Raw genomic sequence first — 21,755 nt, 5'->3', positions numbered from 1 at the left:
CAACACTCTGCGGCTCCGCCGCGTGGCCTCCGGGGGAGTTCAGTTGGCTGCGGGCCGTGTGTGGCTGGTCGCGCAGTTCCCCGCGCCCCTAGCAGTATTGGTGCTGGCCCGCACCGGGGCATTTCAGCCCGTCATGGGGGGTCCCCCCTGGCCCTTGAGGCCTTGGGGGAGATTGAGGACGAGCGCCGTTCAGGCGCGAACGGGGTCTGGGGCGGAGCCCCAGGGGTCCTTCAACCCCCGGAGGGTCTCGGGGAGGGGCGGGGTGAGGGAAAATGGGCGCCCGCACCCGAAGGAGCCCGCCCCGTGACCCCCCGCACCGTCACCGTCCGCGTCCCCGCCAAGGTCAACGCCCAGCTGGCCGTGGGCCCCGCCCGCCAAGACGGGTTCCACGACCTCGCCAACGTCTTCCTCGCCGTCGCCCTCTACGACACCGTCACGGTGACCCCCGCCGACGAGCTCCGCATCACCTGCACCGGCCCGGACGCGGACCAGGTGCCCCTCGACCGCACCAACCTGGCCGCCCGCGCGGCGGAACTCCTCGCGGCCCGCCACGGCATCGAGCCCGACGTCCACATCCACATCGACAAGGACATCCCCGTCGCGGGCGGCATGGCCGGTGGCAGCGCGGACGGCGCGGGCGCGCTCCTCGCCTGCGACGCCCTCTGGGGCACCGGCGCGGAACAGTCCCAACTCCTCGACATCTGCGCCGAGCTGGGCAGCGACGTACCCTTCAGCCTGCTCGGCGGAGCAGCCCTCGGCACGGGCCGCGGAGAGAAGCTCACCCCCCTGGAAGTCGGCGGCACCTTCCACTGGGTGTTCGCGGTGGCGGACGGCGGTCTGTCCACCCCGGCGGTGTACCGCGAGTTCGACCGCCTCACCCCGGACGCCCCGGAACCCGTGGCCTCCCCGCCCCTCCTGGACGCACTGCGCACCGGCGACGCGAAGGCCCTCGCGGCCGCCCTCACCAACGACCTCCAGCCCGCCGCGCTCTCCCTGCGCCCCTCCCTCGCGGACACCCTGGAGACGGGCAGGCAGGCGGGCGCCCTGGCCACCCTGGTCTCGGGCTCGGGCCCGACCACGGCCTTCCTGTGCGCCGACCCCGAGTCCGCGGACAAGGTCGCGGCAGCCCTCATCGCCTCCGGCACCTGCCGTACCGCGAGGGTGACCAGCTCCCCGGCGCAGGGTGCGACGATCCTGCCTGCCTGAGCCGAGAGGCGGGCGCTGATCAGGGCGTCACGAGGCCGCCCTCATGCTGGACTTCGCCAGCTCGTACGCCGGGAGCATCTCCGTCTGCTCCTGGGTGTCCAGGCCGGAAAGGTGGAGGACGAGGGTCCCCTTCGGGGTGACCACCGCCAGGGCCCGCTCCTGCTTCGACTCGTCCATCAGTTTGTTGTACGTCTCGAAGACCACCTCGGTCGCGGGGAGCGCGCCCGCCTCGATCTCCTTGTACGTCGCCTTGCTCGCGTTCTTGTTCGCGCCGACGAACGCCTCCAGGGCCGCGCGGGGCGTGCCCGACTCGGCGTCCTCGGTCCAGGCCCGCAGGAAGCCGACGTTCCCCGCCGGCTTCGCGTCCATCTCGCAGGCCATCGTGAACGGGCCCTGCTTGCCGAGCCCGGCCAGCGGCGAGTCCGCCGCGTCCGGCGCCACCGGCTTCGCCTTCCACTTGGCCGCCAGGTCGAAGGCCGCCGGCAGCGTGCAGGCCGAGCCCGCCGCCCCCACCGCGGACCCCTTGGCCGCCGTCGCCCCGCCCTGCGAGGGCTTCGCCGGGCCCGACGACGGGGATGACGACGCCGGCTTCCCGTCGCCGCACCCCGTCAGGACCGCCCCCGCCAGCGCCACCGCCATCGCGCCCCGCACCACATTCCGCTTCATGAGCCCCCGCCCCTTTGCAACGCGTGAACCCGAGGTCTTGGACCTCGGACCACCGAACGTGCGATCCCCTGATCGCGCACCGCACGCTATCCGACCCCCCGCGGCGACTACCCTGGACGACGATCCATCCCCCTGCTCAGGAGTGAAATGGCCGTCAACCTGGTCAATGTCGAGGCAGTCAGCAAGGTGTACGGGACCCGTGCCCTGCTCGACGGTGTTTCTCTCGGCGTCTCCGAAGGGGACCGGATCGGTGTCGTCGGGCGCAACGGCGACGGCAAGACCACCCTCATCCGGATGCTCGCCCAGCTGGAGGAGCCGGACACCGGCCGCGTCACGCAGGTGGGTGGGCTGCGCCTCGGCGTGCTCACCCAGCACGACTCGCTCGACCCCGAGGCCACCATCCGGCACGAGGTCATCGGCGACCTCGCCGACCATGAGTGGGCCGGCAACGCCAAGATCCGCGACGTACTGACGGGCCTGTTCGGCGGGCTCGACCTGCCCGGCTTCGCACAGGGCCTCGACACCGTCATCGCGCCCCTCTCCGGCGGCGAGCGGCGCCGCATCGCGCTCGCCAAGCTGCTCATCGGCGAGCCGGACCTGATCGTGCTCGACGAGCCGACCAACCATCTCGATGTCGAGGGCATCTCGTGGCTGGCCCGGCACCTTCAGGCCCGGCGGTCCGCGCTCGTCTGCGTCACCCACGACCGCTGGTTCCTCGACCAGGTCTGCACCCGCATGTGGGACGTCCAGCGGGGTTCCGTCTTCGAGTACGAGGGCGGCTACTCCGACTACGTCTTCGCGCGTGCCGAGCGCGAGCGCATCGCCGCCACCGAAGAGGTCAAGCGGCAGAACCTCATGCGCAAGGAGCTCGCCTGGCTGCGCCGCGGCGCCCCGGCCCGTACCTCCAAGCCGCGCTACCGCATCGAGGCCGCCAACGAGCTCATCGCCGACGTGCCGCCGCCGCGCGACACCAGCGAGCTGATGAAGTTCGCGGGCGCCCGGCTCGGCAAGACCGTCTTCGACCTGGAGGACGTGACCGTCCAGGCGGGCGAGAAGCTGTTGCTCAAGCACCTCACCTGGCAGCTCGGCCCCGGCGACCGCATCGGCCTGGTCGGCGTGAACGGCGCGGGCAAGACCTCGCTCCTGCGCGCCCTCACCGAGGCCTGGCGCACCGCGGGAGAGGCGCAGCCCGCCGCGGGCAAGGTCGTCGTCGGCAAGACCGTGAAGCTCGCCTACCTCTCCCAGGACGTGGCCGAACTCCCGCCCGCCCTGCGGGTGCTGGAGGCCGTCCAGCAGATCCGCGACCGCGTCGACCTCGGCAAGGGCCGCGAGATGACGGCCGGTCAGCTCTGTGAGCAGTTCGGATTCTCCAAGGAGAAGCAGTGGACGCCGGTCGGTGACCTCTCCGGTGGTGAGCGGCGGCGGCTCCAGCTGCTCCGGCTCCTGATGGACGAGCCCAACGTGCTCTTCCTCGACGAGCCCACCAACGACCTCGACATCGAGACCCTGACCCAGCTCGAAGACCTCCTCGACGGCTGGCCCGGCTCCATGGTCGTCATCTCCCACGACCGGTTCTTCATCGAGCGCACCACCGACCACGTGTGGGCGCTGCTCGGCGACGCCACGCTGCGGATGCTGCCGCGCGGCATCGACGAGTACCTGGAGCGCAGGCAGCGGATGATCGAGTCCGCGCCGGCCCCGGTCGCGGCCCCCGCCGCCAAGTCCGCGAGCACGGTGTCGTCCCAGGACGCCCGCGCCGCGAAGAAGGAACTCCAGAAGGTCGAGCGGCAGCTCAACAAGATCTCCGACCGCGAGACGAATCTGCATGCGCAAATCGCCGATAACGCCACGGACTTCGGGAAGGTGGCGAAACTGGATGCCGAGCTGCGCGAACTGATCGTCGAACGCGACGAGTTGGAGATGCGCTGGCTCGAACTGGCCGAGGAGGCCTGAGGCAGACGCGTACGAACGTCTTGCGGCGCTTGCGTAGAGACCGCGTACAGAGTCAGTAACGGCGGCATTACGGGCCGGTCCTCCCTTGGGAACAGGGATGACCGGCCCGTGGCGTGTACTGCTCCGAGTGATAGAAAGTAGCTCCGTTCGACTGACGTAAAGACGCAAAGACGCAAATTCGGGGGTATCTCGCTGTGACCCAGCCGCCCAGTTCGCAGCCACCGCAGGGGGGCTTCGGAGCACCGCAGGACAAGCCGCAGGGGCCGCCTGCCCAGCCGCAGGGGCCGCCGCCCCAGCCGCCGCAGATGCCGGCCGCTCCACCTACCCCGCCCGCGCAGCCGCCGCAGATGCCGCCCACGCCGCCGGCCGGAGCGCCCGGCTACGGCTACCCGCAGGCGGCCCCGCAGCAGCCGGGTTACGGCTATCCGCAAACCCCTGGGCAGCAGCCCGGCTACGGCTACCCGGGCCAGCCCCCGACGGGCCCCAACCCCTATGCGCAGACTCAGCAGGGCGGCTATGGGTACCCCGGCCAGCCGCAGTACCCGGGTGCCCCGGTGCCGCCGCAGGGCGGTGGCAAGAACCCGTTCAAGGGCAAGCCCGGAATGATCGTGGCCGCGGCGGTCGCGGGCCTCCTTGTCATCGGCGGCGGCGCGTACTTCATGTTCAGCGGCGGCAGCGGCGACGACAAGAAGCCCATAGCCGACAAGAGCCACGGCGCACTTCCCTCCGGCTCGCCCTCCGTCGACAAGGGCGACGGCAAGGGCAACGGCGGCAGCGACTCCGACGACATCAACGCCGGGATCAAGGACGGCGAGGCGCGGGCCTGGCTGCACGAGAACGAGACCCCGCTGACCCAGAACGGCGCGGAGCAGCACGGCCCCTGGCGCCTGGGCGACGTCGTCGTCAAGGCCATGTACAAGGAGGTCGTCGGCTACGCCGTGGCGGACGGCAAGGAGAAGTGGAAGGTGTCCCTGGACACCCCCATCTGCAGCGCCCCGCACGACACCACCGCGGACGGAAAGATCGTCTTCGGCGTCCAGGAGAACAACACCAAGGACGCCAAGTGCAACCAGCTCCAGATGGTCGACCTGACGGCCGGCAAGGCGGGCTGGAAGGCCCCGGTGCCGTCGGAGGGCCTCTTCGACATCATGGTCGGCGGCGACATGGCGATCAGCGGCAACACCGTGGTGCTGGCCCGCATGGGCGGCGCGAGCGGCTTCTCCATCGCGGACGGCAAGAAGCTGTACGGCACCCCGAAGACCGGCAACTGCAGCTCCGACGCGTTCGCGGGCGGCCCCAGGCTGATCTCCGTGGGCACCTGCAGCGACCCGAACAACACCAGCATGGACGCCCCTCAGTCGGAGCTCCTTCAGGAGCTGGACCCGGCGACCGGCAAGCCCAAGTGGAGCTACCAGTACGACAAGGGCTGGTCGATCCGGCGCGTCTACTCGATGGACCCGCTGGTCGTCTACGCCACCAACAAGGACAAGAAGACGTGGAACATCTCCACCTTCACCCCTGACGGCAAGATCCGCTCGCAGGTCGACTCCAAGTCCCAACTGACCGCGAACTGCAGCGGCTTCGGCATCGTCGACCGCCAGCTCCAGGACTGCTCCGGCACGGCCGCCGACGCCAACACCCTCTACATCTCCACCGAGGGCAAGGACAGCGGCGACCTCGGGGTCGGCCGCAGCAACGACGTGGTCGCCATCGACCTCGGCACCGGCAAGGAGAAGTGGCACGCGGCCGCGCCCAAGGGCCGCATGATGCAGCCGCTGGCCGTCGAGGGCGGCAAGGTCGTCGTCTACATCGAGCCCGGCATCGACGACGAGGGGGCCGCGATCGCGACCCTGCCGCCGACCGGCGGCACCCCGACGATCACCCTGCAGAGCCCGTCGGCGGCCGCCAGCACGGAGCAGGCCTTCTTCAGCCCCCACATCGCGTGGGCGGGCGGGCGCGTCTTCCTGCTCAACGGGCGAGTGAACAGCCCCAAGGCCGACAAGAAGGACAACTCGATCCTGTCCTTCGGCAAGTGACGCCCCAACTCCCTGTTCCCGCCTTCCAGTCAGAGGTCTCCCCGGCATGAGCCAGCCCCCCCAGCCCCCGCAGCAGCCCCCACAGCCAGAGGACGCGCCCAAGGGCTTCGGCGCCCCGCAGCAGCCCCCGGCCCCCGGGTTCGGCGCGCCCCAGGAGCCGGCCGCGCCCGGGTTCGGCGCGCCCACCCCGCCGCCGCCCGCCGGTCCGCCGAGCACCCCGCCGCCCGCTGCCGCCCCGGCGTACGGCTACCCGCAGACGCCCGGGCAGCAGCCCGGCTACGGCTACCCGCAGACCCCGCCCCCGCAGCAGCCGGGCTACGGCTACCCGGGCCAGCCGCAGCAGCCCGGCCAGCCCGGTTACGGATACCCGACGCAGCCCCCCACCCAGCCGGTGCAGCCGCAGTACGCCATGCCGGGCGCGCCCGCCCCCGGCGGCCAGGGCGGCGGCGGCAAGAAGCTCAACACCCAGATGACGATCATCATCGCGGCGGTCGTCGCGGTGGGCCTCATCGTCGGCGGCGGCATCTGGTACGCCGGCAAGGACGACGGCAAGAGCGACGCCAAGCAGGGCGACACCGGCGGCGCCCAGGGCGGCGGCAGCGCGACCGGAGGCGGCGGCAAGGAGAAGGCCCCCGCCAACACCTCCGCCAAGGTGCTCTTCCAGACCCCCCAGCCCAAGGTCACCGACCTCACCTCGGTGCACGGCTCCTGGCTCACCGACAAGGTGTACGTCAAGTCCGGCGTCAAGGAGATCGTCGGCTACGACCCCGTCAAGGGCACCCAGCTGTGGAAGCTCCCGCTGACCGGCAACGTCTGCGAGTCGACCACGCACGTCTCGGCCGACGGCAAGACCGCGTTCGCCTTCGAGAGCCAGGAGAACGGCGCCAAGATCGCCTCCTGCACCGAGGTCGCCGGCCTCGACCTGAACACGGGCAAGCTCCTGTGGCAGGCGAACATCAAGGGCGCCAGCGGCGACCGCAAGACCCGCTTCGACGAGGTCACCCTGGGCGCGGGCACCGTCGCCGCGGGCGGCCTCGACGGCGGTGCGGCCTGGGACCTGAACACCGGCAAGGAACTCTGGAAGCCCACCACCACCGCCGACCAGTGCAAGGACGTCGGCTACGGCGGCGGTGACGCACTCGTGGCGGTCCGCAAGTGCGGCGACTACGACAAGCCCACCATCAACATCCAGACCCTCGACCCGAAGACGGGCCAGCCGACGTCGACGTACAAGATGCTGCCCGGCATCCAGTACGCCCACATCGTCTCCACCAGCCCGCTGGTGCTCGCCGCCGACGTCGGCGAGAGCGCGGGCGACGGCAGCGGCATCTCGGACTTCTTCTCCGTCGACGCCAAGACCGGCAAGCTGCTCGCCCGCATCCCGGCCCCCGGCGACAAGTACGCGGCCGACTGCGACGGCACCTCCGTCGAGAAGTGCACGATGGTCGCGGCCGGCAACGGCCGGCTGTACGTGCCGACCGAGCAGCACGAGAACGCAGCGAACGGCTCCGGCTCGCTCGGCCGCACCAACGAGATCGTCGCCTTCGACCTCACCACCGGCCAGCCCGTGCCCGGCAAGGCGGACGCGGGCGACGGCTACACGCTGTACCCGATGCGCATGGACGGCAACAACGTCATCGCGTACAAGGACGCCCCGTACAACAAGGGCACCCAGGTCGTCAGCATCGACGGCGGCAGCCTCAAGTCGACACTGCTCCTGGAGAACCCGGCCGACCGCGCGGTCCGCGACGCGATCACGTCGTTCTCGCCGAAGTACTCCGAAATGCTCTACGGAAACGGCCGCCTGTACCTGGGCGCGGTGCTCCTGAGCAAGCCGTACTCGGCGAGCGACGCCGACAAGAAGTTCCTGTTCATGGCGACCGGCACGAGCTGAGGCGCGGGTCCGGGGAAGGCCCCGGCGGCGGAGTACGAACTCCGCCGCCGGGGCCTTCCGCTTTTCCCGCACTCGCTTTCGGCCACCTGTTCCCTCGCAGGTCGGGGGGCGTGCGGGCGGTTCGGTACGGGTCGAGTTCGCTCCTTGTGTGTCCCCTCCTTCTTCCTCAACCGGGCCTGAATGCCGGAGAATTCGGCATTCTGGGGGCTTCTTACCGGTAAGGGGCGCGCGGCGTCGAACAAGCGTGTAGCTTGCCGGGGCAAGAGGGGCCGGGGACCGGGGGGTCCGAGTGGGCTGCCCTCAGCTCGCAGAGCTGGGGAGAGCCGAGGGGATGGGGGGTAGCTCGATGGGCGTGCGGCTCATGGTGGTCGACGACCACCGGCTGCTCGCCGAGGCACTCGCCTCGGCGCTGAAACTGCGGGGCCACCGGGTGCTCGCCGCGGCGGCTCCGGTCGCCGGGGCCGCCGAACTGGTGGTGAGCCGGGCGCCGGAGGTGTGCCTGCTCGGCACGGCCTCGCCCGCCGAACCGGGGGTGTTCGACCCGATCGTACGGATCAAACGGGAGCGGCCGCAGGTGGCCGTGGTGGTGCTCGGCCCGGTGCCGAGCCCGCGCGGAATCGCGGCGGCGTTCGCGGCGGGGGCGTCGGGGTACGTGCGCCACGACGAGCGCATCGAGGGTGTCGAGCGGGCGATGGTGAAGGCCCGGGCGGGGGAGGCGGCGGTGGCCCCGCAGCTGTTGCAGGGCGCGTTCGCCGAACTCCTCAACCCGGCGGCCCAGCCCGACGACGAGGGCCAGAGGCTGTTGCAACTGCTGACCCCGCGCGAGGTGGAGGTGCTGGTCAGGGTGGCGGACGGCGAGGACACGCGGCTGATCGCGGCGGGCATGGGGATAGCGCCCTCGACGGCCCGGACCCACGTCCAGCGCGTCCTGATGAAGCTGGGGGTCGGCTCACGCCTTGAGGCGGCGGCGCTGGCCGCGCGAACGGGCCTCCTGGACCGCGCGGCCCAGCCGAGCGCGGATTCCCTGTAGGGGGGTGAGGTGTCGGGTGCGACCCGGCGGGATGCGCTGGAGCTCCGCCCCAGACCCCGTCCGCGCCTCAAGGGCCAGGGGCCCCATGACAGGCTGAAGATGCCGGTGGTGGCCGGCATCGATCCTGCCAGGGGCGCGGGGAACTGCGCGACCAGTCACAGCCGACTCGCACCTGACCGGCCCGCCCCCCAGCCAACCCCCACCCGCAGAACCCCTCAGCCGTCCTCGGGTACAGGCGGAGCCGTAGGCCGCAGCTTCAGCCAGATCAGGAAGAACAGTCCCAGGGCCAGCATCCCCAGCCCCGTCCAGAGGTTGATGTTCACCCCCTGCGCCTTCTTCAGGTCCGCGGAGGACGCGAAGACCCCCGCCCCGCCCACCATCACCCCGTACAGGGTGAACAGCCCCCCGATGATGCGGCGGATGTCGAACAACCGGGCCGCCGACGCCGACTTTCGCTCCAACTCGGTTACTTCTCGCTGCAGTTCGGACATGTGAGGTGACCTCCGAGTCAGAAGGAGTAGGGGACGTAGCAGAGCGCGGCCAGCGCGATCGCGCCCCAGCCGAGCAGGGCGGGCCGGCGGTACCAGGCCGCGTCGCCCTCGGCGGGCGGCTCCTCGACGCCGGGGGACTTCGTCCCGTAGACGAGGCCCGCGAGCTCGGAGGCCGGCTTCGGCGCTGTGAACAGGGTGACCAGCACCATCACCACCGCACCCGCCACGAAGCCCACGATCGCCGAGACGAAGTTCGCGCCCTGGTCGGTCGGGATGGACACGACACCCTGCTTGTAGATCCAGAAGTAGTTGACCATCGCCGCCGCGGTGCCCGCGAAGAGTCCCCACACCCCCGACTTCACCGACGCCCGCTTCCAGAACATCCCGATCACGAACACCACGAACATGGGCACGTTGAAGAAGGAGAACAGGGTCTGGAGGTAGCCCATGATGTTGGAGAAGGAGGAGGCTATGAACGCCGTACCGATCGAGGCGAGCACCCCGATCGCCGTGATCAGGCGGCCGAACTTCAGGTAGTAGCCGTCCGGCTGGTCCTTCTTCACGTACTTGGCCCAGATGTCGTACGTGAACACCGTGTTGAAGGACGACACGTTCGCCGCCATGCCCGCCATGAACGCCGCGAGCAGACCGGTCACCGCGATGCCGAGCACGCCGTTGGGCAGCAGCTCCTGCATGAGCATCGGGATCGCGTCGTTGTACGTCAGGTCCGAGCCCGGCGTGCCGATCTTGGGCACGAGCACGGCCGCGACCAGGCCCGGGATCATCACCAGGAACACGATGAACATCTTCGGGAACGCGGCGATCAGCGGGGTGCGCCGGGCCGCGCTCAGGTTCTTCGCGGACAGCGCCCGCTGCACCTCGGCGAAGTTGGTCGTCCAGTACCCGAAGGACAGCACGAAGCCGAGCCCGAGCACGATGGTCAGCCAGTTCGCGCCCAGCGGGTTGGCCTGGCCGATGCCGGTGCCGCCCCACGCGGACAGGAAGTTGTCGCCGTGGCTCGCCTTGAGCGACCCGGTCAGGCCGTCCCAGCCGCCGACCCGCTTCAGGCCCAGGATCGTCAGCGGTATGAGCGCGGCCAGGATCACGAAGAACTGGAGCACCTCGTTGTAGATCGCCGAGGACAGCCCGCCGATGGTGATGTAGGCGAGCACGAAGAGCCCGGCGACGACGATCGCCACCCACTGCGGCCAGCCGAGCAGCGCCTCCACGACGATCGAGAGGGCGTACAGGTTGACGCCCGCGATCAGCACCGCGGCGAACGCGAAAAGCACCGAGGCCAGCAGGTGCGCCGACTTGTCGAAGCGCTGGAGCAGGAATTCCGGTACGGAGCGGACCTTCGAGCCGTAGTAGAAGGGCATCATCACGAGCCCGAGGAAGACCATCGCCGGGATCGCGCCGATCCAGTACCAGTGCACGACCGCGACGCCGTACTGGGCGCCCGTCGCGGACATGCCCAGGATCTCGGTGGCGCCGAGGTTGGCGGCGACGAAGGCGAGCCCGGTCACCCAGGCCGGCAGCGACCGGCCCGACAGGAAGAAGTCGAGGCTGGTCTTCACGCTGGCGCGGGCGGCGAAGCCGATGCCCAGAACGACGATGAAGTAGATCGCCAGAATCGTGTAGTCGAGCCCGTTGGTGGGGAGCCGAAGCCCCGCGGCCAGGTATTGCATGCGTACTCGCTTCGTCGCGCTTACTGATCCGGGACGGGAACCTACGCCTCCATGTTCAGAAACTGAACAGTTTTGATGAGATTGTTTGTTTGATTGTGATCGAGCGTGGACCTCGGCCCGGCCTGCCGTCGCGCTTCGCCGCCGTACTTGATCATCCATAGCAACCGCTTGCACGCCCATTGACGGAGCCTGTTGGCTTGTGGTTTGTTGTGTGCGGTTCTGTTGGATGGTGGAGGTTGGTTGCAGGTGAAGAAGACGTCGACCCGGCTCGCCGACGGTCGTGAGCTGCTCTACTACGACTCGCGGGACGACCTCGTACGGGACGAGACGGATCCCCGCCCCCTCGACCCGGTCTCGACCGCGTCCGAGATCCGCCGCGACCCGCTGCTGGGCGACGCCGTCGCCGTCGCCTCCCACCGCCAGGCCCGCACCTACCACCCGCCGGCCGACGAATGCCCCCTGTGCCCATCCCGCGACGGGCGCCTCAGCGAGATCCCGGCCGCCGACTACGACGTCGTCGTCTTCGAGAACCGCTTCCCCTCCCTCGCCGGCGACTCCGGGCGCTGCGAGGTCGTCTGCTTCACCTCCGACCACGACGCGTCCTTCGCCGACCTCACCGAGGAGCAGGCCGCGCTCGTCCTGGAGGCCTGGGCCGACCGCACCGCCGAACTCGCTGAACTCCCCCAAGTTCAGCAGGTGTTCTGCTTCGAGAACCGGGGTGCCGAAATAGGAGTCACCCTCGGCCACCCGCACGGCCAGATCTACGGCTACCCCTTCACCACCCCCCGCACCGCCCTCATGCTGCGCTCGCTCGCCGAGCACCGCGAGCGCACCGGCGGCCGCAACCTCTTCGACGACGTGGTCGAGCGGGAGCTCGCCGACGGCGACCGGGTGGTCCTCGAAGGCGAACACTGGGTGGCGTTCGTGCCGTACGCGGCCCACTGGCCGTACGAGGTCCATCTGCACCCCAAGCGGCGCGTCCCGGACCTGCGGGCGCTCGACGACGGCGCGCGCACAGAGTTCCCACAGATCTATCTGGAACTCTTGAGGCGCTTCGACCGGATCTTCGGCCCCGACGAGCCGCCCACCCCCTACATCGCCGCCTGGCACCAGGCGCCGTTCAGGGGCGAGGGCGCCGTCGACCGCGAGGAGTTCGGGCTCCATCTCGAGCTTTTCACCATCCGACGCACTTCCGGCAAGCTGAAGTACCTCGCGGGTTCCGAGTCCGGCATGAGCGTGTTCATCAACGACGTGCCGCCGGAGGCCGCGGCCGAACGACTGCGAGAGGTGGCCAGTAAGTGAGCAAGTACCTGGTGACGGGCGGTGCGGGGTACGTGGGCAGCGTGGTGGCGGCCCATCTGGTCGAGGCCGGCCACGAGGTGACCGTCCTGGACGACCTCTCCACAGGCTTCCGCGAGGCGGTCCCGGCGGGTGCCGAGTTCATCGAGGGCCGCATCCAGGACGCGGCCAAGTGGCTGAACCTCTCCTTCGACGCGGTCCTCCACTTCGCGGCGTTCTCGCAGGTCGGCGAGTCGGTCGTGAACCCCGAGAAGTACTGGTCGAACAACGTCGGCGGCACGATGGCGCTGCTCGGGGCGATGCGCGACGCGGACGTCCGCACGCTGGTCTTCTCCTCCACGGCCGCGACCTACGGCGAACCGGTCTCGACCCCGATCACCGAGACCGACCCGACGGCCCCGACCAGCCCGTACGGGGCCTCCAAGCTCGCGGTCGACCACATGATCGCGGGCGAGTGCACGGCCCACGGCCTGGCCGCGGTGTCGCTGCGCTACTTCAACGTGGCGGGCGCGTACGGAAACTGCGGCGAACGCCACGACCCGGAGTCCCACCTGATCCCGCTGGTGCTCCAAGTGGCCCTGGGGGAGCGGGAGTTCATCTCGGTCTACGGCGACGACTACCCGACCCCGGACGGCACCTGCGTACGGGACTACATCCACGTGGCCGACCTGGCGGAGGCCCACCTGCTCGCGCTCGACGCGGCGACGGCGGGCGAGCACCTGGTCTGCAACCTGGGCAACGGCAACGGGTTCTCGGTCCGCGAGGTCGTGGAGACCGTACGCAAGGTGACCGGACATCCGGTCCCGGAGGTCGTCGCGGGCCGGCGCGGCGGCGACCCGGCGGTCCTGGTGGCCTCGGCGGCGCGCGCCCACGAACGCCTGGGCTGGCAGCCCTCGCGCGCCGACCTCGCCGGAATCGTGGCGGACGCCTGGGCGTTCGCGCGGCGGACGGAGCACCCGGGTGAGTGAAGTGGCCGCCGCCTTCCGGGAGTTGTACGGATACGAGCCCGAGGGGGTGTGGGCGGCACCGGGCCGGGTCAACCTGATCGGCGAGTACACCGACTTCAACGAGGGCTTCGTCATGCCGCTCGCCCTGCCGCACACGGCGGTGGCGGCGGTGTCCCGGCGCACGGACGGGGTCCTGCGCATCCACTCGGCGGACATCGAGGGCCCGGTGGTGGAACTCCGGACCGACGACCTGGAGCCGCTGTCCGGCGCGGGCTGGGCGGCATACCCGGCGGGCGTGGTGTGGGCACTGCGACAGGCGGGCCACGAGGTGCCGGGCGCCGACATCCACCTGACGTCGACGGTACCGACGGGCGCGGGCCTGTCGTCGTCGGCGGCGCTGGAGGTGGTGACGGGGCTTGCGCTGCGTGATGTATTCCAACTCCGCCTGTCGATGGAAGAGCTGGCCGGTCTGGCGCAACGCGCGGAGAATGACTTCGTGGGCGTCCCCTGCGGGATCATGGACCAGACGGCGTCGGCGTGCTGCACGGAGGGCCATGTGCTGCACCTGGACGCGAGGGGCCTGAGCAGGAACCAGATCCCCTTCGATCTGCCGGCGCACGGTCTGCGACTCCTGGTCGTGGACACCCGCGTGAAGCACGCGCTGGGGGACGGCGCGTACGCCGAACGGCGCGCCGGCTGCGAGCAGGGCGCGCGGGAGCTGGGTGTACGGACCCTGCGCGAGATCTCCTTCGCACAACTCCCCACCGCGCTGGGCCAGTTGTCGTCCCCGATCGTACGGGACTACGTACGGCATGTGGTGAGCGACAACGAGCGGGTGGAGCGGGTGGCGGCGCTGCTGTCGGCGGGCGACGTCCGGGGCGTCGGCCCCGTCCTGACCGAGGGCCACGCCTCCCTGCGGGACGATCTGCGGGTGTCCTGCGCGGAGCTGGACCTGGTGGTGTCCACGGCGGTGTCCTCGGGGGCGCTGGGTGCGCGCATGACGGGCGGGGGTTTCGGGGGCTCGGCGATCGTGCTGGTGGAGGAGGCGGGGGTGGGCCCCGTGACGAAGGCCCTGGTCGCCTCCTTCGAGGCATCCGGCCTGACCCGCCCGAGGGTGTTCGAGGCGGTGCCGTCGGAGGGGGCGCGGCGGGTGGGGTGAGGGGGGCGGGGTGGTTCGGCGGGGTGCGCTGCGGGCTCCGCCCCAGACCCGGTTGGCCCCTCCCCGCCCCTTCCCGCTGCAACCCTTTGCGGCTGTGCCGCGTGGCCGCCGGGGGTGGAGGGGGGCTGGGGCGCAGCCCCAGGGGCCGAACCATCCCACCCTGAGTAACGGGCGGGCGGGTGGGCGAGTCCCTCGGGGTCCGGGGCGGAGCCCCGGGCAGGGTGGGGCCCTAGCCCAGGCGCTTGGTCAGGGTGTACTCCGTGACCCCCGGAGGATAGTCGGGGATCGCGCACACCACCTCGTACCCCCGCTTGCGGTAGAACCCCGGCGCCTGGAAGTCCCACGTCTCCACCCGGGAAAATCCGCAACCCCGCTCGGCGCGCGCCAACTCCTCGGCCGAGGCGAGGAGTTGAGAGCCCAGGCCCCCCGAGCGCAGCCCCGCCTCGATCCACAGGAGGTCGACGTGCAGCCACCCCGCCCACGTGCGCCCCACCAGGCCCCCCGCGAGCAGCCCCTCCTCGTTCAACCCCCAGACGTGCAAAGGGACTTCCTTCTCCGACGGCGTTCCGCGCAGGGCGCGCAGCACCGGGGAGCGCTCCGTATTCGTGTCCCGCAGCCGCCGATGCAGCTGCGCCTGCCGGTCCTTGTCCACTTCTGTCTCGATACGAAACATGGAACTCACCCTAAACATTCGCGCACGCCAAGTAGCCGCACGGGTTCAATCAGTTCTGCAAAGTGCCTTCCGCTCACAGCTCACGGCCCTACGCTGATGCACAACACCGGTGGGGGCCGGTGTTGATCAGGGGGCGAGACAGTCGGGTACGTCGCCCGGGGTGGGGTAGTACTCAGTGCACGGCGGCGGCCGTGCGACTGCGGTGAACCCAGCTCCGGGCGCCGTACCCGTACCGGTCCGTCCCCCGACCCTGGGGGTGTCACTTGGTACGTATCCGAGTTCTGGTGGTGGACGACCACCGCATCTTCGCCGAGTCGCTCGCCGCGGCCCTGGCGGCGGAGCCCGATGTGGACGTCGCCGCCGCGGGCAGTGGCCCCGCGGCGCTGCGCTGCCTGGAGCGGGGTGCCGCCGAGGGCCGCAGATTCGATGTGATGCTCGTCGACGCGGACTTGGGCACATCGGCGACGGTCCCGGTGGCCCGCGCGGTGCCCGACAGCGGCGCCGACGGCCTGGTGGACGGCATCTCCCTGGTCGCGGGCGTGCGTTCGGGCCAGCCCGCGGTGCGCACCGTCGTACTCGCCGAGAAGGACGACCCGCGCCGGGCCGCCCTCGCCCTGCAGGCCGGCGCCTGCGGCTGGGTCGCCAAGGACTGCTCCCTGCAACGGCTGCTCGCCGTCATCCGGGGCGTCCTGCGCGACGAGACGCATCTGCCGCCCGCACTGCTCACGGGCGTCCTGCGCGAGCTGACCGCCGCCCGCAAGCACCGCACCGAGTCCGAGCGGCTCGTCGAGTCGCTCACCCCGCGCGAGCGCGAGGTGCTGCGCTGCATGGTGGCCGGGCTCGGCCGCAAGGCGGTCGCCGAGCGCCTGTTCCTGTCCCCGCACACGGTGCGTACCCACATGCAGAACGTGCTCGGCAAGCTCGGCGTGCACTCCACGCTCGCGGCCGTCGCCCTGGCCCGCCGGGCGGGCGTGGGCCCGGTCGACCTAGCCGGGGATGTTGTCGAACGGGGCGGTCAACTGGCGTAGCAGGGCCGCCAGTTCGCCCCGCTGGCCCCGGCTGAGCTCGCCGAGGATGGCCCTCTCCTGCTCGAGGAGCCCGGCGAGCGCCTGGTCGGCCCGGTCGCGCCCCTCGGGCGTGAGCCGCACCAGGACCCCCCGCCGGTCGCTGGGGTCGGGCAGCCGCTCGACCAGGCCCTTCTTGGCGAGCCGGTCGATCCGGTTGGTCATCGTGCCCGAGGTGACAAGCGTCTGCGTCAGCAGCTGCCCGGGCGAGAGCTGGTAGGGGGCGCCCGCGCGCCGCAGCGACGTCAGTACGTCGAACTCCCAGGGTTCCAGGCTGTGCTCGGCGAACGCGAGCCTGCGGGCCCGGTCGAGATGGCGGGCCAGCCTGCTGACCCGGCTGAGCACCTCGAGTGGTTCCACGTCGAGGTCCGGGCGCTCTCGGCGCCATGCTGCGACCAGTCGGTCGACCTCGTCCTCCATGNCGCCATGCTGCGACCAGTCGGTCGACCTCGTCCTCCATGGCGATCAGTGTAGAGGGTCTGTCGACGTGAAGTCTCTTGACGTCAAGATATATATCGAGCCACCATTGGGCATGGAGGGGCCGGGACCCTGTTCCGCTTCGGCCAGCCGTACCTGCAAGGGGGCTCGAACATGCATTCCGATTCATCGACGACCACCACACAGACCGAGCCACCGGTCTGGGATCCTCAGCAGTATCTGCGTCACGCCGGGCACCGCACCCGCCCGTTCCTCGACCTGCTCAGCCGCATTCCGGAACTCCCCGCGATCGGCGGTCTCTCGCCGCGGATCGCCGACCTCGGCTGCGGCCCCGGCAATGTCACCGCCCGCATCGCCGACCGCTGGCCCGACGCCCGCATCACCGGCTTCGACCTGTCGCCGCAGATGCTCGCCCAGGCCGACAAGGACCACGCCGGCACCACCGCCGGCGGCGGCTGGCTCGACTTCCAGGTCGCCGACGCCGCGCACTGGGTGCCGGGCGAACCGTACGACCTGATCGTCTCCAACGCGGCCCTGCAGTGGGTCCCCAACCACCCCGAGTCGTTCCCCGCCTGGATCGACGGCCTGAGCCCCGGCGGCACCTTCGCCTTCCAGGTGCCCGGCAATTTCACCTCGCCCAGCCACGCGATCCTCGCCGAACTCTGCGAGTCCCCGCGCTGGCGCCGCCGCCTCGATGATCACGGCCGCCGCTACGTCCATATCCTCGAACCCGCCGACTACCTCACCCGCCTCGCCGACCTCGGCTGCGAGGCCGATGTCTGGGAAACCGTCTACTGCCAGCTGCTCACCGGCACCGACCCCGTCCTCGACTGGGTGAAGGGCACCGCCCTGCGGCCCGTGCTCACCGCCCTCGACGGGGACCAGGAAGCCATGGACGCTCTGCTCGCCGAATACCGCGACCGGCTCCGCGAGGCCTATCCGCCGGGCCCGCACGGCACGGTCTTCCCGTTCCGCCGCATTTTCGCCGTGGCCAGGAAGAAATAGGGGAATTTCGCCGATGCTCGCCGCCGTCGACCATGTGCAGCTCGCCGCCCCGCCGGGCAGCGAGCCGCAGTTGAGGACGTACTACGCAGACATACTCGGCATGACCGAAATCCCCAAGCCCCCGGCCCTCGCGGCACGCGGCGGCTGCTGGTTCCGGTACGGGCCGGTCCAGCTCCACCTCGGCATCGAGGAGGACTTCCGCCCCGCGAAGAAGGCTCACCCGGGGCTGCGCGTCACCTCGATCGAGGCGTACGCGCGCCGCCTGGAGGAGCGCGGCGCGAAGGTCGTCCGGGACGACAGCCTGCCGGGCCACCGGCGCTTCTACTCCGAGGACCCGGTGGGCAACCGCCTGGAATTCCTGGAGCCGGTTCCTGCTTCCGGATGAACGCAGAGTGCCCCGTTCCCCTCTCCGAGAGGGGAACGGGGCACTCGTCATCACTGAGTCGCTCAGTAGAGGCCGTTGAACGTGTTCCAGCCGCCGCCGAGGCTCACGCGCTCCTTGAAGGTGCCCGTACCGTTGGCGTCGTAGCGCCAGGCGGTGCCGGAACCGTCGACACCGATCACATCCGCACGGCCGTCGCCGGTGATGTCCCCCGGGACTGCGAGCTTGCTGTAGCCGTTCCATCCGCCGCCGAGGTCGATGCGGTTGCCGAAGCCGGGGGTGGACTTGCCCGGGTACACGAACAGGTGGCCGTTGCCGTCGCGGGCCAGCAGGTCCGCGATGCCGTCGCCGTTGATGTCACCGGCACCGACCAGCTTGTTGAACCCGTTCCAGCCCGCGCCCAGGTCGACCCGGTTGTAGAAGCCGGTGCCGTGCCCGTTGCCCGGGTACAGGTACAGGTGCCCGTTGTTGCCGCGGGCCAGCAGGTCGCCGTTGCCTTCACCGGTCAGGTCGCCCACGCCGGCAAGCCCGTTGAACGCGTCCCAGCCGCCGCCGAGGTCGGCGTTCTCGACGAACAGGTGGCCGTCGTAGCTCACCTGGAGAAAACTGCCCCAGCGCGAGGAGCTGTCCAGGGAGGAGGCGAAGGAGACCGCGTTTTCAGGGGCGCCCGCCCACGCGCCGGGGGTGCCGGTGTAGGGGTCGAAGAAGGTGCCGTTGCCCTTGGCCCGGTAGTAGGTGAACGTGCCCGACTTGGTGATACCGATGAGCTCGCTCTTGCCGTAAGCGGGGTTCCCGCCGGTGTTGGCCAGGTCGGAGCTGTACCAGTTCCGGGCGTTCATGTCGGTGCGGGCGCCAAGGCCTCCCTTGCCGTCGGACTCGTAGATCCAGAAGGCACCGGCGGCGTCCCGCCCGACGATTTCGGAGTGACCCTGGTTGTCGTCGAGGTTGAAGAGCTGGTTGTAGATCCCCCAGCCGCTACCGATCTTGACCCGGTCCCTCAGCGGGGCCGCCGCGCTGCCGGAGCCCGGGTAGAAGTACAGGTCGCCGGAGGGCGTGCGGGCCACGACATCGGCGATGCCGTCGCCGTTCATGTCGGCGGCGCCGACGAGCTGGTCGTAGATGCCCCAGCCGCTGCCGACCTTGATCCGGTCGCCGAACGGACTGCCACTGACCGAGCCGGTGCCGGGGTACAGGTACAGGTCGCCGGAGGGCGTACGGGCCAGGAGGTCGGACTTGCCGTCGCCGGTGACGTCACCGGGGGAGAACAGCTTGTTGTAGGCATTCCAGCCGTTGCTCGTCCAGGTCAGCGAGCCGCCGAACACGTTCAGGCTGTCCTTGCCGTCCGCGTCCTTGGTCGGCGAGGAGGACAGACCGCTGAAGAGCGAGAGCGTGCCGGTCGGCGACACTACGAACAGCTCGGGGTTGCCGTCGCCGTCGATGTCGCCGGGCTCGACGAGGTCCTTGAAGGCGCCGAAGCTGTTGGGGACCGCCGGGTTGGTGTCGATCTTCCACGGTTCCAGGAAGACCTGGTCGTTGAGGCTCCGGTAGAAGAGGTCGCTGGTGCCGTCCTTGTCCAGGTCGAAGCGGGGCTTCGTGGTGACGGTCGAGCCGGTCGCGGCGTACGGGGCCTTGCGCTTGGGCAGCTTGGCCGAGGGCGCCGGGGCCTGGGGCGCCGGCTTCGCAGCCGGGCGCGGCCCCGCCGGGCTGGTGTCGGCCGAGGCCGGCCCGGCGAGCAGCATGCCCGCCGAGAGAACGATGGCGGTGCAGGCCGCGAGGCGGCTCGCGCGCTTGGTGCGCACAGAGGACAAAATTCCCCCCATGGGAATAAGCGGGTAGATCCGGGGGGAATGGGAATCGCTGCGTATTCGTCGTCGCATGGGCGCGCAAAAAGGCGCGGCACGCACGCCGTGGCGGCGCTGCAGGCAGTCACGGGTGATTGCACGCGAGGAATGGCGAAAATCCCCCCCGGGATTGTGCGTGAAGACTACAGCGGATTCTTGTGCAGTTGAAGTGAAAATTGGGGCCGATGTTGTCCGCTGTTGCTCGGAGAGTGTCCGGGGGAGTGGGTATCAGTTTTTGCGGTGCCCTATCAGGCGCGGTTTCGGTTCAAGACCGTCCAAACCGTGCCAGGCCAGATTCACCAGATGCGCGGCGACTTCCGCCTTCTTGGGCTTGCGCACGTCCAGCCACCACTGCCCGGTGAGGGCCACCATGCCGACCAGTGCCTGCGCGTACAGCGGCGCCAGTTTCGCGTCGAAACCGCGGGCCTTGAACTCCAGGCCCAGAATGTCCTCGACCTGCGTCGCGATGTCGGAGATCAGCGAGGCGAACGTTCCGGTCGACTGGGCGACGGGGGAGTCGCGGACCAGAATGCGGAATCCGTCCGTATACGTCTCGATGTAGTCGAGCAGGGCGAATGCGGCCTGCTCCAGGAGTTCCCGCGGGTGCCCCGCCGTCAGCGCGCCCGTCACGCCGTCGAGCAGCGAGCGCATTTCCCGGTCCACGACGACCGCGTACAGGCCTTCCTTGCCGCCGAAGTGCTCGTACACCACCGGCTTGGACACGCCCGCCTTCGCCGCGATCTCCTCGACCGAGGTGCCCTCGAAGCCCTTCTCCGCGAAGAGTGTGCGACCGATGTCCAGCAGTTGCTCCCGGCGCTCGGCGCCGGTCATCCGGGTCCGGCGGGTGCGCCGGGGCTTGTCTGCGGAGCCCGGGGCCCCGGCCGAGCGGGAGGAACCAGAGGTGCTGGTGGTACGGGTGGTACTGGAGTCGGTCGCCACGTCGTCCATCATGCCGCCTCGGCGGCCTTTTCCTTGCGCCGGGACCGGCCGCCGTCCTCGTTCCGCTTGGAGTCGATACGGGCCGCACTCGGCCAGCGCACGTCATGGGCCAGGCCCAGCTGCTCGCACCAGCGGATGATCCGGGCACTGGAGTCGATCTGCCCGCGCATCACACCGTGCCGCGCCGACGTCGGGTCCGCGTGGTGCAGGTTGTGCCACGACTCGCCGCACGAGAGCACCGCCAGCCACCACACGTTGCCGCTGCGGTCACGCGACTTGAAGGGCCGCTTGCCCACCGCGTGACAGATCGAGTTGATCGACCACGTCACATGGTGCAGCAGCGCGACCCGCACCAGGGAGCCCCAGAAGAACGCCGTGAACGCGCCCCACCACGACATCGTCACCAGACCGCCCACCAGCGGCGGAACCGCCAGCGACAGCGCCGTCCAGAACACGAAGTCGCGCGAGATGCGGCGGATCGCCGGGTCGGCGAGCAGATCCGGGGCGTACTTCTCCTGCGAGGTCTGCTCCTCGTCGAACATCCAGGCGATGTGCGCCCACCACAGGCCCTTCATCAGCGCCGGCAGCGTCTCGCCGAACCGCCACGGCGAATGCGGGTCGCCCTCCGCGTCCGAGAACTTGTGGTGCCTGCGATGGTCGGCCACCCAGCGCACCAGCGGCCCTTCCACCGCCATCGAGCCCGCGACCGCCAGCGCGATCCGCAGCGGCCGCTTCGCCTTGAAAGAACCGTGCGTGAAATAGCGGTGGAAACCGATCGTCACGCCATGGCAGCCCAGGTAGTACATGAACACCAGGAGGCCGAGATCGAGCCAGCTCACCCCCCAGCCCCAGGCGAGCGGCACCGCCGCGAGGAGCGCCACGAAGGGCACCGTGATGAAGAGCAGCAGAGCGATCTGCTCGATGGAGCGTTTGCTCTCGCCGCCCAGCGTCGCGGACGGCAACGGAGGCTCGTCCGGCGACTTGAGCAGATCGGGACTGGTGGTCATGGGGAGTACCCCCGGCAGGGTGAGGAATTCGAGAGGG

The 21,755-nt window shown here is 70.3% G+C and carries 18 protein-coding genes and 1 pseudogene; 11 read left to right on the top strand and 8 right to left on the bottom strand.

The features are described from left to right. Positions 1–303 precede the first annotated feature (303 nt). Positions 304–1,206, top strand: a complete 903-nt coding sequence (locus tag ABD346_RS19445) for a 4-(cytidine 5'-diphospho)-2-C-methyl-D-erythritol kinase (RefSeq protein WP_344376367.1) — start codon at positions 304–306, stop codon at positions 1,204–1,206. A gap of 27 nt (positions 1,207–1,233) precedes the next feature. Here ABD346_RS19445 and ABD346_RS19440 read toward each other — a convergent pair whose 3' ends face one another. Beyond that, positions 1,234–1,872 carry a lipoprotein gene (locus ABD346_RS19440; protein WP_344376365.1) on the bottom strand — a complete coding sequence of 213 codons (639 nt, stop codon included), beginning with the start codon at positions 1,870–1,872 and terminating at the stop codon, positions 1,234–1,236. Positions 1,873–2,019: 147 nt separating this feature from the next. Between ABD346_RS19440 and ABD346_RS19435 the strand changes: the two genes are divergently transcribed. From ABD346_RS19435 to ABD346_RS19420, 4 genes are all read left to right on the top strand, one after another. Then, positions 2,020–3,825, top strand: coding sequence for an ABC-F family ATP-binding cassette domain-containing protein (locus tag ABD346_RS19435; protein ID WP_344376364.1), 1,806 nt, complete (start codon positions 2,020–2,022; stop codon positions 3,823–3,825). 347 nt (positions 3,826–4,172) lie between these two features. Continuing rightward, on the top strand, positions 4,173–5,861 hold the full coding sequence (locus ABD346_RS19430) for an outer membrane protein assembly factor BamB family protein (RefSeq protein WP_344376363.1): 1,689 nt from the start codon (positions 4,173–4,175) through the stop codon (positions 5,859–5,861). A gap of 46 nt (positions 5,862–5,907) precedes the next feature. After that, complete coding sequence (locus ABD346_RS19425; RefSeq protein WP_344376361.1) at positions 5,908–7,755, top strand: outer membrane protein assembly factor BamB family protein; 1,848 nt, start codon at positions 5,908–5,910, stop codon at positions 7,753–7,755. Positions 7,756–8,101: 346 nt separating this feature from the next. Then, positions 8,102–8,785 carry a helix-turn-helix transcriptional regulator gene (locus tag ABD346_RS19420; RefSeq protein ID WP_344376442.1) on the top strand — a complete coding sequence of 228 codons (684 nt, stop codon included), beginning with the start codon at positions 8,102–8,104 and terminating at the stop codon, positions 8,783–8,785. 215 nt (positions 8,786–9,000) lie between these two features. Here the strand turns inward: ABD346_RS19420 and ABD346_RS19415 are convergent, their stop codons facing one another. Both ABD346_RS19415 and ABD346_RS19410 read right to left on the bottom strand, forming a co-directional pair. Continuing rightward, positions 9,001–9,276 carry a hypothetical protein gene (locus ABD346_RS19415; RefSeq protein WP_344376360.1) on the bottom strand — a complete coding sequence of 92 codons (276 nt, stop codon included), beginning with the start codon at positions 9,274–9,276 and terminating at the stop codon, positions 9,001–9,003. A gap of 17 nt (positions 9,277–9,293) precedes the next feature. Further along, positions 9,294–10,964, bottom strand: coding sequence for a sodium:solute symporter family protein (locus ABD346_RS19410; RefSeq protein ID WP_344376358.1), 1,671 nt, complete (start codon positions 10,962–10,964; stop codon positions 9,294–9,296). A gap of 246 nt (positions 10,965–11,210) precedes the next feature. On the opposite strand from ABD346_RS19410, the gene galT reads away from it, so the two are divergent. The 3 genes from galT to galK are packed head-to-tail and all read left to right on the top strand — an operon-like array spanning position 11,211 to position 14,369. After that, positions 11,211–12,266, top strand: a complete 1,056-nt coding sequence (gene galT, locus ABD346_RS19405; protein WP_344376357.1) for a galactose-1-phosphate uridylyltransferase — start codon at positions 11,211–11,213, stop codon at positions 12,264–12,266. Beyond that, positions 12,263–13,231 carry a UDP-glucose 4-epimerase GalE gene (gene galE, locus ABD346_RS19400; protein ID WP_344376355.1) on the top strand — a complete coding sequence of 323 codons (969 nt, stop codon included), beginning with the start codon at positions 12,263–12,265 and terminating at the stop codon, positions 13,229–13,231. The genes galT and galE overlap by 4 nt, the downstream gene beginning before the upstream one ends. Then, positions 13,224–14,369 carry a galactokinase gene (galK, locus tag ABD346_RS19395; RefSeq protein WP_344376354.1) on the top strand — a complete coding sequence of 382 codons (1,146 nt, stop codon included), beginning with the start codon at positions 13,224–13,226 and terminating at the stop codon, positions 14,367–14,369. The genes galE and galK overlap by 8 nt, the downstream gene beginning before the upstream one ends. A gap of 229 nt (positions 14,370–14,598) precedes the next feature. Here the strand turns inward: galK and ABD346_RS19390 are convergent, their stop codons facing one another. Continuing rightward, entirely contained in the window at positions 14,599–15,042 is a 444-nt protein-coding gene (locus tag ABD346_RS19390; protein WP_344376353.1) for a GNAT family N-acetyltransferase, read from the bottom strand. A 263-nt stretch (positions 15,043–15,305) separates the two neighbouring features. On the opposite strand from ABD346_RS19390, the gene ABD346_RS19385 reads away from it, so the two are divergent. Then, the gene (locus tag ABD346_RS19385) at positions 15,306–16,070 is read left to right on the top strand and encodes a LuxR C-terminal-related transcriptional regulator (protein ID WP_053724555.1); all 765 of its coding nucleotides are present in this window, start codon (positions 15,306–15,308) and stop codon (positions 16,068–16,070) included. On the opposite strand, the pseudogene ABD346_RS19380 reads toward ABD346_RS19385, so the two are convergent. Further along, positions 16,029–16,566, bottom strand: a pseudogene (locus tag ABD346_RS19380) (MarR family winged helix-turn-helix transcriptional regulator). The gene ABD346_RS19385 and the pseudogene ABD346_RS19380 overlap by 42 nt on opposite strands. A 131-nt stretch (positions 16,567–16,697) precedes the next feature. Between ABD346_RS19380 and ABD346_RS19375 the strand changes: the two are divergent. Further along, entirely contained in the window at positions 16,698–17,549 is an 852-nt protein-coding gene (locus ABD346_RS19375) for a trans-aconitate 2-methyltransferase (protein ID WP_344376350.1), read from the top strand. 13 nt (positions 17,550–17,562) lie between these two features. Continuing rightward, positions 17,563–17,934, top strand: coding sequence for a VOC family protein (locus ABD346_RS19370; RefSeq protein WP_344376348.1), 372 nt, complete (start codon positions 17,563–17,565; stop codon positions 17,932–17,934). Positions 17,935–17,996: 62 nt separating this feature from the next. Here ABD346_RS19370 and ABD346_RS19365 read toward each other — a convergent pair whose 3' ends face one another. The 3 genes from ABD346_RS19365 to ABD346_RS19355 all read right to left on the bottom strand — a co-directional run bounded on the left by ABD346_RS19365 (position 17,997) and on the right by ABD346_RS19355 (position 21,718). Then, a complete protein-coding gene (locus ABD346_RS19365) occupies positions 17,997–19,730 on the bottom strand; it encodes an FG-GAP repeat domain-containing protein (RefSeq protein ID WP_344376347.1) in 1,734 nt (577 codons plus the stop codon). Between the two features lie 270 nt (positions 19,731–20,000). Further along, positions 20,001–20,723 carry a TetR/AcrR family transcriptional regulator gene (locus ABD346_RS19360; protein ID WP_189961530.1) on the bottom strand — a complete coding sequence of 241 codons (723 nt, stop codon included), beginning with the start codon at positions 20,721–20,723 and terminating at the stop codon, positions 20,001–20,003. Continuing rightward, complete coding sequence (locus tag ABD346_RS19355; protein ID WP_344376345.1) at positions 20,720–21,718, bottom strand: acyl-CoA desaturase; 999 nt, start codon at positions 21,716–21,718, stop codon at positions 20,720–20,722. Before ABD346_RS19355 ends, ABD346_RS19360 begins: the two co-directional genes overlap by 4 nt. Positions 21,719–21,755: the final 37 nt, after the last annotated feature.

This window comes from Streptomyces mauvecolor (genome assembly GCF_039532965.1).
Classification (GTDB): domain Bacteria; phylum Actinomycetota; class Actinomycetes; order Streptomycetales; family Streptomycetaceae; genus Streptomyces; species Streptomyces violascens.
The sequence above is the reverse complement of the archived record's forward strand: the minus strand, read 5'-3'. Positions and strand labels throughout refer to the sequence as shown.